This window comes from Bradyrhizobium sp. SZCCHNRI20481, assembly GCF_032485055.1.
GTDB lineage: Bacteria > Pseudomonadota > Alphaproteobacteria > Rhizobiales > Xanthobacteraceae > Bradyrhizobium.
This window is the reverse complement of record NZ_JAUEUE010000023.1, coordinates 42,483-59,544: the sequence shown is the minus strand read 5'-3', so window position 1 is coordinate 59,544 and position 17,062 is coordinate 42,483. Positions and strand designations below refer to the sequence as shown.

At 65.7% G+C, this 17,062-nt stretch carries 13 protein-coding genes; 8 read left to right on the top strand and 5 right to left on the bottom strand.

Going from position 1 to position 17,062, the window contains the following annotated elements; all coding sequences use genetic code 11:
* The first annotated feature begins 120 nt into the window (after window positions 1-120).
* Both QX132_RS30415 and QX132_RS30410 read left to right on the top strand, forming a co-directional pair.
* The gene (locus tag QX132_RS30415; RefSeq protein WP_315796981.1) at window positions 121-1,584 is read left to right on the top strand and encodes a YcjX family protein; all 1,464 of its coding nucleotides are present in this window, start codon (window positions 121-123) and stop codon (window positions 1,582-1,584) included.
* Complete coding sequence (locus QX132_RS30410) at window positions 1,581-2,609, top strand: TIGR01620 family protein (RefSeq protein ID WP_315796982.1); 1,029 nt, start codon at window positions 1,581-1,583, stop codon at window positions 2,607-2,609. Before QX132_RS30415 ends, QX132_RS30410 begins: the two co-directional genes overlap by 4 nt.
* Before the next feature lie 3 nt (window positions 2,610-2,612).
* Here QX132_RS30410 and QX132_RS30405 read toward each other — a convergent pair whose 3' ends face one another.
* Entirely contained in the window at window positions 2,613-4,160 is a 1,548-nt protein-coding gene (locus tag QX132_RS30405) for a glycosyltransferase family 39 protein (RefSeq protein WP_315796983.1), read from the bottom strand.
* 184 nt (window positions 4,161-4,344) lie between these two features.
* On the opposite strand from QX132_RS30405, the gene QX132_RS30400 reads away from it, so the two are divergent.
* From QX132_RS30400 to QX132_RS30390, 3 genes are all read left to right on the top strand, one after another.
* Window positions 4,345-6,072 carry an adenylate/guanylate cyclase domain-containing protein gene (locus tag QX132_RS30400; protein ID WP_316163605.1) on the top strand — a complete coding sequence of 576 codons (1,728 nt, stop codon included), beginning with the start codon at window positions 4,345-4,347 and terminating at the stop codon, window positions 6,070-6,072.
* A gap of 253 nt (window positions 6,073-6,325) precedes the next feature.
* Complete coding sequence (locus tag QX132_RS30395; RefSeq protein ID WP_315734280.1) at window positions 6,326-6,526, top strand: cold-shock protein; 201 nt, start codon at window positions 6,326-6,328, stop codon at window positions 6,524-6,526.
* A gap of 252 nt (window positions 6,527-6,778) precedes the next feature.
* Window positions 6,779-7,987 carry a CoA transferase gene (locus QX132_RS30390; RefSeq protein ID WP_316163604.1) on the top strand — a complete coding sequence of 403 codons (1,209 nt, stop codon included), beginning with the start codon at window positions 6,779-6,781 and terminating at the stop codon, window positions 7,985-7,987.
* 1 nt (window position 7,988) lies between these two features.
* Here the strand turns inward: QX132_RS30390 and QX132_RS30385 are convergent, their stop codons facing one another.
* Together QX132_RS30385 and QX132_RS30380 are read right to left on the bottom strand one after the other, a co-directional pair.
* Entirely contained in the window at window positions 7,989-9,563 is a 1,575-nt protein-coding gene (locus tag QX132_RS30385; protein ID WP_410052915.1) for a hypothetical protein, read from the bottom strand.
* 128 nt (window positions 9,564-9,691) lie between these two features.
* Complete coding sequence (locus tag QX132_RS30380; protein ID WP_316163603.1) at window positions 9,692-11,629, bottom strand: hypothetical protein; 1,938 nt, start codon at window positions 11,627-11,629, stop codon at window positions 9,692-9,694.
* 1,080 nt (window positions 11,630-12,709) lie between these two features.
* Between QX132_RS30380 and QX132_RS30375 the strand changes: the two genes are divergently transcribed.
* Window positions 12,710-13,132 carry a hypothetical protein gene (locus QX132_RS30375; RefSeq protein ID WP_316163602.1) on the top strand — a complete coding sequence of 141 codons (423 nt, stop codon included), beginning with the start codon at window positions 12,710-12,712 and terminating at the stop codon, window positions 13,130-13,132.
* A 100-nt stretch (window positions 13,133-13,232) separates the two neighbouring features.
* On the opposite strand, the gene QX132_RS30370 is transcribed toward QX132_RS30375, so the two are convergent.
* Complete coding sequence (locus QX132_RS30370) at window positions 13,233-13,895, bottom strand: hypothetical protein (protein ID WP_315796986.1); 663 nt, start codon at window positions 13,893-13,895, stop codon at window positions 13,233-13,235.
* 386 nt (window positions 13,896-14,281) lie between these two features.
* Here QX132_RS30370 and QX132_RS30365 point away from each other — a divergent pair, with 386 nt between their 5' ends.
* Window positions 14,282-15,142: a right-handed parallel beta-helix repeat-containing protein gene (locus tag QX132_RS30365; protein WP_315734290.1), complete on the top strand. Its 861-nt coding sequence runs from the start codon at window positions 14,282-14,284 to the stop codon at window positions 15,140-15,142.
* Between the two features lie 117 nt (window positions 15,143-15,259).
* Here the strand turns inward: QX132_RS30365 and QX132_RS30360 are convergent, their stop codons facing one another.
* A complete protein-coding gene (locus QX132_RS30360) occupies window positions 15,260-15,904 on the bottom strand; it encodes a glutathione S-transferase family protein (protein WP_315734292.1) in 645 nt (214 codons plus the stop codon).
* An 86-nt stretch (window positions 15,905-15,990) separates the two neighbouring features.
* Between QX132_RS30360 and QX132_RS30355 the strand changes: the two genes are divergently transcribed.
* Window positions 15,991-16,974 (top strand): YafY family protein, encoded by a 984-nt coding sequence (locus QX132_RS30355; protein WP_316163601.1) that lies wholly within the window; start codon window positions 15,991-15,993, stop codon window positions 16,972-16,974.
* The last annotated feature ends 88 nt before the right edge of the window (window positions 16,975-17,062 follow it).

Genomic DNA, 17,062 nt, shown 5'->3' with positions numbered 1-17,062 from the left:
GTTCAAAGTCTGGTTCTATCCGGAAACGGGCCGGAATTGTGAGCTTGAATCCGGCGTTTTGCATCGCCACCTGTCAAAAATCGCTCACGCCCTTTTCAACTGCGAATTCCCCCTCCTCCCATGGTGACCTTTTCCGAACTCGTCGAGGAAGCGCGGCTCTCGGCCCGTGCCCTGCTCGATTATGGCGAGAGCTTCCTCAACCCGACCATCCGCCTCGGCGTCACCGGGCTGTCACGGGCCGGCAAGACCGTGTTCATCACCGCGCTGATCCATGACCTCGTTCGCGGCGGGCGCATGCCGGTGTTCGAGGCCTTGGCATCGGGCCGCATCGCCCGCGCCTATCTGACGCCGCAACCCGACGACGGCGTGCCGCGCTTTGCCTATGAGAGTCATTTGCGGGCGCTGGTCGCCGAGCGGCGCTGGCCGAGTTCGACCGTCGACATCAGCGAGCTCAGGCTGGTGATCGAATTCCAGCGCGCCAACGGCGCCGAGCGGACGCTCACGCTCGACATCGTCGACTATCCCGGCGAATGGCTGCTCGACCTGCCGCTACTGAACAAGAGCTATGAGCAGTGGGCGCAAGAAAGCCTCGCGCTGTCGCGCAGCGAGCCGCGCGCGCATGTCGCCAAGGACTGGCACGCGCATCTGGCGACGCTCGCCCCCGAAGGCCTGGAGGACGAGCCGGCGACCCTGGAGGCGGCGCGCCTGTTCACCGAATATCTGCGCGCCTGCCGCGACGAGCGCTTCGCCATGAGCCTGCTGCCGCCCGGCCGCTTCCTGATGCCGGGCAATCTCGCGGGCTCGCCGGCGCTCACCTTCGCGCCCCTCGACGTGCCGGCCGAGGGCCAGCCGCCGAGCGGATCGCTGTGGGCGATGATGGCGCGGCGCTACGAGTCCTACAAGGACATCGTGGTGCGGCCGTTCTTCCGCGACCACTTCGCCCGGCTCGACCGCCAGATCGTGCTGGTCGACGCGCTGGCGGCGTTCAATGCCGGCCCCGAGGCGCTGCATGATCTCGAAGCCGCGCTGACCGGCATTCTCGATTGCTTCCGCGTCGGGCGCGGAAACATGCTGACGGCGCTGTTCCGGCCGCGCATCGACCGCATCCTGTTCGCGGCGACCAAGGCCGACCATCTGCATCACACCAGCCACGACCGGCTCGAAGCGGTGCTGCGGCGTGCCGTCAACCGTGCCGTCGCGCGCGCCGAGAGCACAGGCGCTGCGATCGACGTCGTGGCGCTGGCCGCGGTCAGGGCGACGCGCGAGGCGCTGGTCGCCCGCGGCCGCGACAAGCTCCCCTCGCTGCTCGGCACGCCGGCGGCCGGCGAAAGCGCCAATGGCGAGATCTTCGACGGCAACACCGAGGTCGCCACTTTTCCGGGCGAGCTGCCAGCCGACGCCGAGGAGCTGTTCAAGGGGGGCGCCTATCGCGGCCTGTCGAGCGCCGCCGCCGACGGGACCGATTTCCGCTTTCTTCGCTTCCGCCCGCCTTTGCTGACCCCAGATGCTGGCGCCGAGCCCGCTTTGCCCCATATCCGCATGGACCGCGCCCTTCAGTTCCTGATCGGAGACCGGCTGCAATGAGCGAACGCGCCAAGCCACGTCGTCCCCAGACCTTCCGGCTCGACGATCCCGACGTCGTCGTGGTCGATGCCGAAGAGGCCACCCGGCCGGGCCGCGGCACCATCCAGATCACGCCGGAGGCCGATCCGGCGCAATTGCCGGTGCCGGTCGAGACCATACTGCCGGCGCGGCGCAGCTTCGGCTGGGGCGCACTTTTTTGGGGCTCGGTCGCCGGCCTCGTCCTGCTCGGACTCGGCCTCGGCGTCGTCAGACTGATCGAGGATCTGTTCGCCCGCAGCGAAGCCCTCGGCTATGTCGGCGCGGGGTTCGCGGCCGCAGCCGCGATTGCATTGGCGGCCGTCGTTGCCCGTGAGACCTACGGGCTGGTGCGTCTCGCCACCATCGAGAAGCTGCATCAGCGCGCGGCCGCGGTGCTGCTGTCCGACGATCGCGCCGAGAGCCGCGAGGTGGTCGCCGAGCTGCTGCGGATCGCACATGCCAATCCCCGGCTGGCGCGTCCGCGTGCCGCGCTTGCCGGCCACGCCGACGACATCATCGACGGCGGTGACATGATCAAGCTCGCCGAGCGCGAGCTGATGGCGCCGCTCGACATCGAGGCACGGCGGCTGGTGTCGGTCGCGGCGCAACGGGTTTCCGTGGTCACGGCCGTGAGCCCGCGCGCGCTGATCGACGTGCTGTTCGTCTTCGTGGCAAGCTTGCGGATGATCCGTCAGCTGGCGCGGCTCTATGGCGGCCGTCCCGGCGCGCTCGGCATGATCAGCCTGTTGCGCCACGTCGTCGCGCATCTCGCCATCACCGGCGGCATGGCCGCGAGCGACAGCCTGATCCAGCAGGTGCTGGGGCATGGCATCGCGGCCAAACTGTCGCAGCGGCTCGGCGAAGGCGTGCTCAACGGACTGCTCACGGCGCGGCTCGGCCTCGCGGCCATCGACGTGACGCGGCCGATGCCGTTCGCCGCGCTGCCGCGGCCGGCGCTGGCGGATCTCGCCAAGGATCTCCTGCGCAAGCAGGAGGACCAGGCATGAAGCTCAGGCCCGCGGCGTGTGATCGGGGTCACCGGCGAGCCAGCGCCATGGGTACAATGGCGAGTCCGGTGGCGGCGCCAGCTCCGGCGTCCAGCCCGTCAGCTTGCCGAACGCGTAAGTGTCCATGACGTGGCCGCGCCAGCTCCGCTCGACATGTCCGAGCGGCTCGCGGTGCGCGGTCGTGTCCGCCAGCAGCGGGCCGGCATTGTCCGGCTCGCGCACGACATAGAGGCCGGCATGTCCTGCGATCAGGTCCATGCCGGGATCACGGAAGCCGATGAAGCGGGCACGCTCGTTGATCTGGACCACCGGCACGCGGCCTCTGAAGAACCACCGCATCATTGCGTAGGTGCGGTAGTCGGAGGTTGCGATCCAGGTGGCGCCGGTGTTTGCCAGTTCCTGCTCAACGCGCGCCGCAACCTGCTGATAGCCCGCCTCGGCGCCGATCGGATCGGCTCGTCCGAGGAAATTCCAGGGCGCTGCGACGTAGTAGAGGAAGATCAGGACCACCATGGCAATGCCGCTGACGACGGCGATGCGCGCCCAGCGCATCGTCGATCGGACGAACCAGGCGGGCGCGCCGTCCTGCGGCATCTTGACGATGTTGATCGCGACCGCCGCAAACCCGATCGGCCACATGAACATCGGCCAGGTGTCACCGATCCGCAAAGTGAGCGACTTCCAGAGGAAGTAGAGGAACGGCACCAGCACCGCCGTCGACAGCAGAATCGCGACCGGCTCACGCGTGCGACAGCCGCGCCAGGCCGTGAGCGTCAGCGCCGACAGCGTGACCGGCAGCAGGACGAAGCCGACCTGTCCGAATTGCAGTCCGATGTAATCGCCCAGCGTCCGCAACGAAAAATCATGCGGCGCCGTGGCGCGAACGAACTGGAAGCGGAACGAGGCCCAGTCGTGCTGAACGTTCCAGATCAGCACCGGCGAGAACACGGCGAGCGCGATCAGCGCCCCGCACCATGGATAGGGACTGAGAAGCCAACGGCTGCGCCAGGCCGGAACGAGCAGGAACGCCGCCACGCCCGGCAGCAGCATGACCACCGTGAATTTGGACAACAGCGCCAGTCCACCGAACAGTCCGGCGGCGAGCCACCAGCGGCCATCGTCGCTCTCGGCGAGGCGAACCAGCGCCCAGATCATCGCGAGCGCAAACGGGATCGCCGCGACATCCGGCGCCACCTTGGCCATCAGCAGGCCATAGTAGAGCGCCGCCTCGGGCAGCAGCACCGCGAGGATCACGGCCCGCATATCGTGAGTGGTACGGCGAACGATGTCGGCGAGCAGGAGCTGCGTCACCCCCATCGCGAGGATGCCGGCAAAGCGAACACCGAGATTGGTATCGCCGAACAGGGCAGTGCCCAGCCGGATGAACCAGGCGATCATGGGCGGATGATCGAGGAAGCAGAGCTGCAGCTCCTTCGACCAGGTCCAGTAATAGGCCTCGTCGGTGCGCAGATCGAGCGTCCCGGCATAGACGATGCGGATGATCGTCATGCTCGCGATCACGGCCGCAGCCATCAGCCACGCAGCGCGCATGGACCGAGACTCTGGGCTGTCGATGCCTGGGGAAATGGCCGTCACGCGGTGCTTTTCCCCGACTCCGCCGGGCGAGTCAACGTTCCCGCGCACAGCTCGCGCCGCCGGATGACCGCCGTCACCAGCCCTCTAGGACAACAGGGAATAAATCTCTAGCATTGCCGCTCCAGATCATACGGACCACATGACCATTTCGATTTACCATCGTTTGCAGTCCGCCTGTCGCGGCATCGGTGTGCGGCAGGTGCGGCTGATCTGCGGCTTCATACTCTTCAGCTACCTGCTCAGTCATTTTCTCAACCATGCGCTCGGCAACATCTCGCTGCAGGCGCTCGCCGAGGGCGTGTCCTATCATGTGGTGTTCTGGCAGTTTCTTCCGATCGCCGTGCTGTTCTATGGGGCGGCTCTTACCCATGGCGGGCTCGGCGTGTGGGCGCTTTATCAGCGCCGGCAATTCAGCCGCAGCACGATGGAGCCGCTGCAACTGCTGCTCGGCCTCAGCATCCCCGCGTTGATCTTCAGCCACATCGCCGGCGTCCGCATCGGACAGACCCTGTACGGACAGGAGAAGCTGTACCCGCAGGTTCTGTACTCGTATTGGACCGGCCCGTCCTGGCGGATCTGGTTGATGTCGGCGGCCCTGCTGACGTCATGGGCGCATGGCTGCATCGGGCTGCACTTCTGGCTGCGGCTCAAGCCGTTCTACAAGCGCGCGGCGCCGTGGCTGCTCGCCTGCGCCGTGCTGCTCCCGGCGCTGGCGCTGCTCGGCTTCTACCGTGGAGGCCGAGACGTCATCGCCGCAAGCGCAACACCGCAGTGGCGTGCCGAAAATCTTTCACCGAAGCAGACCGGCACGCCATCTGAACAGGCGCTGCTGGAGAGCATCATGAACGGCTTCCTGGTCGGCTATGGCGGCCTGATCGGCTTGGCGCTCGCCGCGCGCGGCGTGCGAGCGGTCCATGAGCGACGTGGCGGCATGGTCACGCTGTCCTACAACAATGGCCGCTCCATCCGGGTGCCAAAGGGTTTGTCCGTGCTCGAGGCCAGTCTGCGCAACAACGTACCGCATGCCAGCATGTGTGGCGGCCGCGCGCGCTGCTCGACCTGCCGCATCAGGGTGATCGGAGATCCCGGCGCGCTGCCGCCACCCTCGCCTCGCGAGGCCTTCGTGCTCGCGCAGATCGGCGCGGCGGACCCGTCGGTCAGGCTGGCCTGCCAGTTGCGCCCCACTGACGATCTCTCATTCTTTCAACTGTTCATGCCGAACCCGACACCCGGCGAGCGCGGCAGTTCGCGTGCCGGAATCGGGCAGGAGCGCTATCTCGTCAGCCTGTTCGTCGACATGCGCGGATCGACCGGCCTCGCTGAGAAACGGCTGCCGTTCGACGTGGTGTTCATCGTCAACCGCTTCCTCAGCGCCGTCTCCCAGGCCGTGCTGGCGAATGGCGGGCAGCCCAATCAGTTCGTCGGCGACGGTATGCTCGCGCTGTTCGGACTAGCCGCCGATTCACATGTCGCCTGCGGCCAGGCAATCCAGGCAGCGCGTGACATCGCGGCCAACATCGCCGAGCTGAACGCGTTCCTCAGCCATGATCTGCATGAGCCGATCCGCTTCGGCATCGGCATTCACGGCGGCGAGGTGATCGTCGGCGAGATCGGCTATCGCGACCACATGGTGTTCACCGCGCTGGGCGACGCCGTCAACGTCGCATCACGACTGCAGGACATGACGAAGATCCTCGGCTGCCAGGTGATCATCTCGGACGAGGTCTACGCGCGGGCGCGACTCGCCTCCGACATGCTGCCGCAACGCGAGGTCGAGATTCGCGGCCGCGCTGAGCCGATGCGCGTCAGGACGGCCATGGATGCCGCCGAACTCGCTATGCTCTCGGACGAAGGGGCCGCGGCATGACGCGTTGCGTTGAACCTGTTTGCAGCCTGCGCTGTCATACCGAGAACGGTTGCAGCGGGTCCGCGGTGACTGGCGGAACGGTGGCGCTACGGTCAAAAGCCGCAAAGCCGCCACGATATCGATCATTTCGGGCCAAAACCGCCCGCGGTTTGCGCTATCACGCCTGTCGCAACCGCAGTAGTCTTGAATTCCGGGCCTGACGGTTTACGGGGACCGCCGGCTCGTACTCGGATTGGTCCCGCGGAGGCGACGTATGGCTAAAGGTACGGTCAAGTGGTTCAACCCGACCAAGGGCTATGGCTTCATCCAGCCCGCGGCCGGGGGCAAGGACATTTTCGTTCACATCTCCGCAGTGCAGAAGGCCGGGCTGACGACCCTCAACGAGGGCCAGACGATCGAGTACGACGAGATCGCCAACCGCGGCAGGAGTTCGGCCGAGAACCTGAAAGTGTAGTGGACCAATTGGCGCGCCATTCCGCCTCGCGGCTTTTCGGCGCGATCGTTTCCCTCACCAAGCCAGCATGATTGTCGACACGTCGAAATAGACAGGAGCGGTGCCCGCTCCTGATCACATCTTTACGTTTGTTTGTAGTTTCGGCTCCCTCCCCGCCATTGCCTCGCTCGCCCGACCTGGGTCAAATGCGCCTCGAACCGCGCCGTCAGCAGAATTCCAGCGCGCGGAAACAAGCGACGGGAGCGACGCATCATGGACGACAAGGGCATTTTCCATGGCCTGAAGGTGCTGGACTGCGCGAGCTTCATCGCGGCTCCCGCAGCTGCCACCGTCCTTTCCGATTTCGGCGCTGACGTCATCAAGATCGAGCCGCCCGGCGCCGGCGATCCCTACCGCAACCTGCCGAACCTGCCGGGCTATCCGCGCAGCGAGCATAACTACGCGTGGTATCTCGAAGCCCGCAACAAGCGGAGCCTCGCGCTCGATCTTTCGAAATCCGAAGCTCAAGCCGTGCTGCAGCGGCTGGTGAGTGAAGCCGATGTCTTCATCACCAACTTCCCGCCGTCGGTCCGCGCCAAGCTCGGCCTCACCCACGAAAAGCTGGCGCCGCTCAATCCGCGGCTGATCTATGCGTCGTTCACCGGGTATGGCGAGAAGGGCGAGGAAGCCGACAAACCCGGCTTCGACAGCAATGCCTATTGGGCGCGCTCCGGACTGATGGACCTGGTCCGCGCCGACGAGAGCACGACACCCGCCCGCTCCGTCGCCGGGATGGGCGACCACCCCTGCGCGATGGCGTTCTATGGCGCGATCGTCACGGCGCTTTACCAGCGCGAGAAGACCGGCAAGGGCTGCCACGTCGCCTCCAACCTGATGGCGAATGGTGTCTGGGCGGCCTCCGTGCTTGCTCAGGCCAAGCTTTGCGGCGCGACCTTCGTCGAGCGGCGGCCACGCGAACGCGCGCTGAACGCGGTCGCCAATCATTACAAGTGCCAGGACGGCCGCTGGATCATGCTGTCGCTCCTCAATGAAGAGAAGCAGTGGCCGATCCTCGCCCGCTGCCTCGGCCGGGAGGAGCTGATCGACGATCCGCGCTTCGTCACCAAGGCCGACCGTCACGCCCGCTCGGTCGAGCTGATCCACGAATTCGACGTGGTGTTCGCGACCAGGCCGCTGGCCGAATGGCGCCGGATCCTCGACGGCAACGGGCTCGTGTTCGGGGTGGTCGGCATTCTCGACGACATTCCAAACGACAGGCAGATGATCGAGAACGAGGTGCTGGTGCCGTTCGAGAACGACACCATGCTGACGGTCAACAGCCCGATCTTCATCGACGGCCAGCGCAAGGTCACCCCGCGCAAGCCGCCCGGCATAGGCCAACACAGCGACGAGATCCTGCGCAGCGCCGGCTTCGACGACGAGACCATCCGCGACCTGCGCGCGCGCGGCGCGGTGGCCTGAGCTAGCGGGTCGCGACGAAGCACATGCCGAACCGCGTCGCCGGGCCGGTCTGACAGGACAGGTTCGCGGCGCAGGTCCAGGTCGAGAAGCTCCTGTCATTGTCCGCGGCCGCGGCGTGGCTCGCGTAGCAATGCCCGCCCCAGCCGTCGTTGTAGACCGTGCCGGCGAGCTCATCGCTGCCGCGCAATTGCGGGCGGCTGGCGAAGCCGCGCGAGAAATCCGGAGTCCGCCCCTCGGCAAAGGCGGTGAGGATGTCGCGCCGGCGGACCTGGTCGCCGAAGAAGTGCGGCGAGCCCGGCACCACGACGGTGTTGGACGGCTTCTCCGCCATCCAGTCGACGCCGGGAAAGTGAAAGCCGCCGATGCCGCGGGTCTGATGGCAGCCGCCGCAGCTCGAATCGTTGAGGCGGCGCTCGAAGCCCGCGACCGACCGGATGTTCTCCAGCACGATGCCCTGCGCGGCCGCCTTCTCCAGCGCACCGACCACGTCGGCCTCGGTGAACACCGCGCCCTGCCCGGCCGCGCTCCCCTGCACCAGCCCGTAGGCCGGCAGCAGATCGGAATTGACGAATCCGACCGGGGTCGGCGCCACCGCAACCTTGGCCAGGAACTGCTCGGGGATCACCGCGGTGCCGCGGTCGAGCTCGCCGAGATGGACCGGGTCGAGCAGCCAGGCCTTGAACTCGCGCGCCAGAGCGGCATCCGCCAGCAGCCGGTCGCGATCGACCTGATCCTCCAGCACCGCCTCCTCGAACGTCCCGCTCGCGGCCTGATAGTCGAACACCTTCATCATGTAGTCGGTGCGGAAATCGCGGATCGCCGATTTCGGCGCATGCGCGATCTGCAGGTTGGTCTCGATGCGGTGGATGTTCTCGGGCCTGATCAGCGCCAGCGGGCCGTCCGGCGCCGTCAGCTTCGCGGCAAGCTCCGGCCCGGTCAGTTGCAGATCGGACGTCGCCAGCCAGCGCTTGGCGATCTCGGCACAGCTCGGCGAATTGTTCTTGGCCTCCGCATCGCTGCGCGCCTTGAGCACGATGTTGAGCGTCATCGGCAGCCGCGGCGAGGCGACCTCGCCATCTTTGGCCTCGGGCGGCGTGGTCCGCGTCAGGCGGTACAGCAGCCGCACCTCGCCGCAATGGTCGGGATCGACGAAGGCGCGATCCATGCGATTGACGACGCCGGCCAGCACGAAGCGGGCATCGGACGAATCGAGCATGGTGCGGTCGAACAGCTGGAACGCGTAGGACGTGCCGACGCCAATGCTCTCGTTCGGCAGCGTGGTCTTGTGCTTGTCGACATAGCGGTCGAACTCCGCGTCGAGCGCCTTGCGCACGGGAATCATCGACGGCAGCGCAAACAATGCCGCGCCGGTCAGCGGCGCATCGCTCGCGCGCGCAAGCATCTTCCCAAGGCCGAACGCGCCGTTGTCGAGCTCACGCAGCGCGAACGGCTCGAGGATGGCGGCGCCGCGCTCGATCGGCGCGCTCTCGTCCGCATGAGCGAGCTGGCCGCAGCACAGCATGACAAGGCCGAATACCGACAGTCGCAAGACGCGCCTCCTCGCTTCCACGAACATGCAATTGAGGGCCTGCTAGTCCTCGAAGATAGCCGAAAGGCGGGCGGCTTCGGACAATTGTGCGACGAGGCGCCTCACGTCGCGGTGAGGCGCCTCGTCCAGATTCGTCTCCAAAAACAGATGGTCCGTCAGCGTGCGACGACAAGCCCCTTGGTGGTGACGACCACCCAGCGGCCGTCCTGCTTGCGGATCGCGTCGACCTTGCCGAGGCCCGGCACGGGATCGCCGGCATAGACTTCGTAGAGGCCACCGCGGCCCTCGATCAGCGCGCCGCCACGACCGACGTCGCGCAGCACCCAGCCCTCGACGACCTTGGGTTTGGTGGCCTCCGTGCGGTTCGGCTCGGGGCGAGCGGTCTCCGCCCTCGCCGGCTCGGCCCGGCTCGCCTCTGCCCTTGCTGCTTCGGTCCTGGCTGCCTCGGTGGTCCTGGCCGCGTCGGCCCGGCTCGCCACGCCCGCGGGCGGCGCCGCCGCATTGATCGCGCCCACCGCCTGCGGCACGGACGCGGCGCTGTCTCGCGCGGGGGCCTGCGCGGTCGCGGACGCCTGCGCGGCGCGCAGCCGGTCCACGGCCTCGCTCAGACGCTGCAGCTCGCTCGGCTTGGCCGACGATTTCGTCGACAGGTCACCCAGGATCTTCTCGAGCCGGTCGAGACGCTCGGCGGATTTGTTGAGCTCGACGAGGCTGGTCTGATTGGTCTGGTCGAGGCTCGCCTTCAGCGCGGCGACATCATTGTCGATCCGCGCCACGGTCGCGCCAAGCGTGGCGTCTGCAGCCTCGCCTGCCGCCGCATCGGCCACGTCACCGCCGCCGGAGCGCGTGACGAACTTAGCCGTGACCAGACCACCGGCAACGCCGCCGACAATCATCGACAGCAGCAGGATCGCGGCCATGGCCGGAAGGCCGAGCCTGCCGTTCACGCCATGCGGCCGCGGGGCCTGGCCCGGCTGCGGAGGCGGCAGCGCCGCTCCGGCAGCGGTCTTGCTGGCCGCCGTTGCGGCAGCGGACGCCGACTTGGACGTTGCATCGAACTTGAAGGGCTCGGTCTTGAACTTGGCTTTGGCCCAGGCCGCGGCCTTGTCGACCGCGGCAAAAGCACCCGCCCTGGTCGCCGGTCCGGCATCCGCCTGGACTGGCGTGACCGGGCGCGTCGCGGACACCTCGGGTTTGGCCGCGGATGCCTGCTTGGCAACGGGCTCCGACTTGGCCTCCGACTTGGCGACAGCCTCGGGCCTGGCAACAGTCTCCGGCTTGGCAGCCGGCTCTGGCCGGACGACGGCTTCTGTCTTGGTGGCAGCCACGGACTTGATCGGCGCGTCCGGCTTGATGGCCGTCTCCGGCTTCGGCGCAGCCGCCGCCATCGGGCCGACTTTCGGCGCATTGGCCGCGAGCATCGACAGCTTCGGTATCTCGACCTTGAGGAGCTCACCGGCCGCAGCCGTCTTGATCGGCTCCGACTTGACCGGCTCCGTCCTGATCAGATCCAGGATCGTCGAGGGAGATTTCGCAGCACTCGAGCTCGCTGCGGCTTCGACTTTGCCCGTCGCCGCAAGGTTGCCCCCCGCCGCCTGGGCCTTGGTCAGCTCGGGCTTGACCTTGTCGGATTTGCCCTTGTCGGACTTGACCAGGTCGAGCCGCGCGGGCTCTGGTTTGGCTCGCTCCGGCTTCGCCGCTTGGATCTTGGCGGGCTCGATCTTTTCCGGCTCGGCCGTGAGGGCTTCGACCTTGACCTGCTCGGGCTTGACCGGCTTGACGCTGATCGTCCCGATCTCGGTGTCGGCCGTCATCTCGGTCTTGATCTCAGACTTGTTGGCCTCGGCCTGCGGCTCGGGCGCGGTCACCGCTTCCACGATCGCCGCCTTGGGGTCGATGCCCGGACGGTCAGCCGCAGGCGCTTCGTGATCCGGCGCGATCATGGGCGGGGCGACGGTCGCGATCGCAGGCACGGCCAGGTCGACTGCATCGGGGAACGCGGATGTCTTCGGCATCAGGTCGACACTCGCACTGGCCATGCCAGTCGTATCGGCCACGCCAAGGCTGGCCCGTTCGGGCTTTTGGTCGCTCACGTTCAGAGTCTCCGCATGACGTTGAGCACTTGGTAACCTTAGTTAGCGTTCGATTGATTGCCAAAATCTTACTTTTGGAAGGCTTACCTGAGTTTTAGGGATTCATACCGGGCGGATTTGCGCCGACAAAGTGGAGCAGATGTGGCGGGCGGTGCCCGAATATTCAGCTCTGTGCGGCCTCGCCCGGTGGCAGCAGGCTCGCTCGGCACACGGCGCAGCGCGGTCGACGCGGAAACGAACGGAGCCGCTCCCGCGGCGCGATTGCGCCCGAGCTTTGACGATCATTCCCTCCTCATTAGTCGGAGGGCGCAGGGAAGGCCGGGTGCCGACTGGCACCCGGCCTTCCCTGCGCGATGGCGTTACGGCTGCTTCGTAGTCTCCCCGGTGCGCCGGGCTTTCTGGTCACCGTCATCCGCACGAGGCGAAGCCTGTATGCGAACTTGGCATCGGCATCGGGATGCCAGGACCCTACGACTTGACCGTCCGTACCACGCTTGCTCGCCGGCCCGCTTGCGCAGAGCCCCAAGCCCGATACGGCCACCGCTCCCCGCTGCTACGCCTCGTGACGATCGGCCGAGCCGCCCCTCCTCATCGCGAACGGGATGGCCGGGATCATCGTCGCGATTTGCCCGACGCCGCAAGGCGGCACACATGCGACAAACTGGCTCGACGGGCAGTTGGCGCATGAGAGGGATGCGGGAATTGCCCGTCGTGCGGGGCGGAGAGCAAGGCGGTTGATCCAAGCCGGTGCGTTCAACACGGCGCCGGAATTCCTTGCTAACCTGGCTCACGGCATTTGATTGGACAAGGAAGCATGCGCTTCATTGCGAACATGATCGATCATCGGAAAGTCCGGCGTGCACTTTTCGACTACCCCATCTATTCGCCTCCATTTCACGACAGCGAGGCAGTTCTGTCAGACGCCAAAATCAGGACAAACCGATTATTTTCTCGCGCAGAAGCAAAGCCGCCTCAAAGCATTGGCGGATTATCTGAGGTCATTCTCGATCGAGCTGACGCTATCGGACCCGATTTCTGCCGACACTCGACAGCTGGATCTTCAGATATGGCGGACACCTGTTGCCGAGCGACGGCGAAGTCATTTCAGCCATTCATGACTACGAGCCGGCGTGGACCGGTCCATATCACGGCATCAACATCGTCCACGACATCTCGATCTTCGCTGGCGATCTTGTGGTGTCGAAGAACGCCGACATCAGATGGAATGTCTCACACGGCGACGGCACCAGGCGTGATCATGAAGAAATGGGGTTCGGTCAACCGTGTCTCGTGGGGATCCCTCATTTTGGATATGAGAGCCACTGCCCGATATTCTACGAGGTTTTTCGCTGGTTCGCCACCGGGCGCCACAGGTTGGCGGGGCGTATCGGGCTGAAGATGGACGTCGATCGGAGAGGCAGCTTTGCGGAGCACCTCAACTTCCTGGCCGCCCCCGAGCCTCCACCGGTCGTTCCGCTGTCCCAGCGCGTGATCGATGATTAACAAGCCTCTGCATCCACGAACTAAGTTTGCGGTCCAGGACTGTCACCTTAACTCCCTTGCGAGAGATGCCGAGGTCTTTGGCTTCAGCCCATTGCGCTCCTCAATCTTCATTGACGATCATGCACCGTGCTCGCCGCACGTTACGGGTCAGCTTGGCGGCCTTCAGCGCAGCCTCGAGCCGCCCGCTCAGAAACAGCGCACCCGCAAGGCTCGGGTCGGTCCAGAGGTCACAACCTTCCAGAGCTGCCGCAGCGACCGCAATTTGGTTGTCTTTGGGCAAGCTAACCATCAGTTTGCCCTTGGGCCACAAGTCCGGCTGAACGAAACCGCCGGTTGATCGCCCGGAACGAAAGGTCTGCTTCTGACATCCGAGATTTAGGAAATACCAGGCCCCCGGCACCAGTTCGACGCGATTGCCCTGATAGAGCTCTATGTTGGACAGGCCGCCCTTTCCAAGGTCGAATCTCCCAAGCACTTCGGCAAAATCGGAAGAGACAACGATGAAGGCATTGACCCGAAAGAAATCGGACAACTTTCCAATGCGCCGATCCTTGTACCTCGGGTAGGCCCGCTTCGGACGCTCATCTTCCGTCAACGTTTCACCGTCCTCGTGCTTGCGCATGAGCTTGTCCAGACGGTCCAGTTCTTCCCGATATTCGGTATCTTGCCAGTAATCCTTGCCCTGGTCATCCGGGTTCAGATTGAATTTCGAAATATTGGAAGAGTCCATGAAGCAGTCACTCACCCAGACCCTTTCAATCACGCGACTTCTCCCGAAAAAGACTTATCTCGCAGAACGAGTTTCGATCCACTCCGCCAGAGGGGCGGCGCCGAATACTTCAAACATTTTTACTCACGTCGCTCTTAAAAAATGACGTTGATCATGCGCAGAGCGATCTTCCAAGGCGCCTGCGCCAAATCACAGGACAATGTACACTCAATTGGCAGGAGGGGCGAAGGCGAGCAAACTATGAGCTGTTTTGCCGGCGTCGTCATGAATTCTCACCGCGTTTCGGCTGGGCGCCGGTTCTCGATCGCAAATGTGCCGTCTCCCCTCGCCGTTTTCGATGAACGCTCTGGTTGCTTTCGTAGACTAATACTCTGCGTTCGGGTTATTTTTTCATTTCCAGCATTTCAAGGGGAGCGCTCATGCGAAAGCTCATTTCTTCGATCGGATTTTTGTGCGCCGCACTTTTGATCCTTGCCTCGCCAGGGGCTCACGCGCAGGCGACGCGGACCTGGGTGTCCGGCGTCGGCGACGACGTCAACCCGTGCAGCCGGACTGCGCCCTGCAAGACCTTCGCCGGCGCGATCTCGAAGACCGCCGCCGGCGGTGAGATCGACGTGCTCGATCCCGGCGGCTACGGCGCCGTCACGATCACAAAGTCGATCACCATCGACGGCGGAGGGACCATGGCCTCGATCCTGGCCTCGGCGACCAACGGCATCAACGTGAATGCCGGCGCCAACGACGTCATCATCCTGCGCAATTTGAGCATCAACGGCGCCGGCACGACCCTCGGCCTCAATGGCGTCAATTTCCTGGCCGGCCGAAAGCTCGTCGTCGAGAACTGTACCTTCGAGAACTTCTCGCAAAGCGCAATCTCGGTCGCGCCGACCGGTGCGGCACAGGTGGTGATCGCGGACTCCTCGCTCAAGGCGTCCGCGTTCGGCGTCACGGTCTCAACCGCGAATTCGAGCAGTGCGATCAGCGTGCTCGTCTCGAACACGAAGGCCATCGAAAATGCCAATGCCGGGATATCCGCCACGGTCCCGGCCGGAAAGCCGGGGATGGGCGTGTTTCTCGACCGGCTGACCTCCGAGTTCAACAACACCGGCGTTCTGGCGAGCGGCAGCGGCGCCATCGTGACGTTGGGAAATTCCGTCATCCAGGGCAACGCCAACGGCGTCGTCCAGACCGGCGGCGGCTCCGTCTCGTCCTTCAAGAACAACGCGATCAGCAACAACGGCGTCGACGGCACGCCGCTCACGGGGATCAGCCTGAACTAGCGGCGCCACCGCGGGAAGCCCGGCATTTGGCGAGCTGCGCCTGCCGGACAACGTGCAATCACATCAGCGAGGTCCCGTTGCCGGCGGGACCTCGCTCGATTGCGTCGATGCTGGCGCTCAGACGCCGGCGGCGGCCGCGTGCTGGGCCGCCATCTCGGCATCCGCGGCGGTGACGCGCTGGAACGCCGGACGCTGGGTGATGCGCTCGGCATAGCGCACGAACACGTCCTTGCGCGGCACGACGCCGAACATCATGGTCCAGTTGAAGGCGACGCCCCACAGCACGTCGGCGGCGGTCATGCGCTCGCCGAGGAGATACGGCCCCTTGGCGAGCTGCTGCTCCAGCGCGCCCAGCATCGTATCGTAGTCGGCATAGGGCGACTGCGTGATCGGGGCCGGTTCGCGCTTCATGAAATGGTCGATCACGGCGGGCTCGAACGACGCACCGTAATAGGCGATCCAGCGCAGATAGGGCCCGCGCATGGCATCGTCGAGCGCCGGCGTCAGCCCCGCTTGCGGAAACAGATCGGCGAGATAGATGAAGATCGCGACCTGCTCGGTCACGATCTGGCCGCGATGTCCGATCGTCGGCACCTTGCCGAGCGGATTGACGGCCAAGAACTCCGGCTTGCGCTGCTCGCCCGCCTTCATGTTGAGGACATGCAGATCGTAGGGCGCGCCCAGCTCCTCGAGCAGGACGCGGGTGCCGGCGGCGCGGGTCTGCGGTGAGTAATACAGCGTGATCTTGTCGTCGGCGGTCATGATGGTGTCCTCCCATTGCCGGCTGCGGTGCGGGCTTGTCGCACACCATACCTGACAAGGTGTGTCAGGTATGTTTAAAGAAGGGCATGCGCGCGAGCCGGCTGCTCTCGATCCTCACCACCCTGCAGGCCAGGGGACAGGTCACCGCGCCCGAGCTCGCAGACGCCTGCGAGGTCTCGGTGCGCACGATCTATCGCGACATCGACGCGCTCGCCGCGGCGGGGATCCCGGTCTATGCCGAGCGCGGCGCCGAAGGCGGATTCCGCCTGCTCGACGGCTATCGCGTGCGGCTGAACGGGCTGTCGCCGGCGGAAACCGACGCACTGTTCATGGCGGGCCTGCCGGGCCCCGCTGCCGCGCTCGGGCTCGATGGCGCGATGAGCGCGGCGCAGACCAAGCTGGTGGCGGCACTACCGCAAAGCCTGCGCGCCAATGCCGGCCGCATGCAGGCGCGCTTCCATCTCGACGCGCCTGGCTGGTTCGGCGAGTCCGAGGAGCCGACGCATCTGCGAACCATTGCGGACGCGCTGCTCGCCGACCGCCTGATCGACATCCGCTATCAGAGCTGGCGCGCCGAGAAGCGGCGCCGGGTGGCGCCGCTCGGCCTCGTGCTCAAGGGCGGCGGCTGGTATCTCGCAGGGCAGGTCGAGCGCAGCGTGCGCACCTATCGCGTGGCGCGCGTGCTCGATTGCACCGTCACAGTGGAGACCTTCGCGCGGCCCGCCGACTTCGATCTCGCCGCCTATTGGCGGGCTGCGACCGAGCGGCTGGAAGCGGAGCTGCATCCGAAGCTCGCAACGGTGCGGCTGTCACCGCTCGGCGTGCGGCTGCTAGAGGCGCTGAGTCAGCCCTATGTGCGCGCCCGCACGCGCCTGGCCGACGAAGCCGATGCCGATGGCTGGCGCATCGCGACGATCCCGACCGGAACAACACTATGGCATGCGGTTGGCGAGCTGCTGCGCTTCGGGCCGGAGGTCGAAGTGCTCGATCCGCCCGAGTTGCGGGCGAAGATGACGGAGATGGCGGGGGCGATGGCGAAGCGGTACGGCGCTTCTGCGACGACGACGTGAATGGCAAACACGGCTCCGTCCGCGCCATTGCGAGCGCAGCGGCGCAGCGAAGCAATCCAGAATCCCTCCGCAGAGACGGTCTGGATTG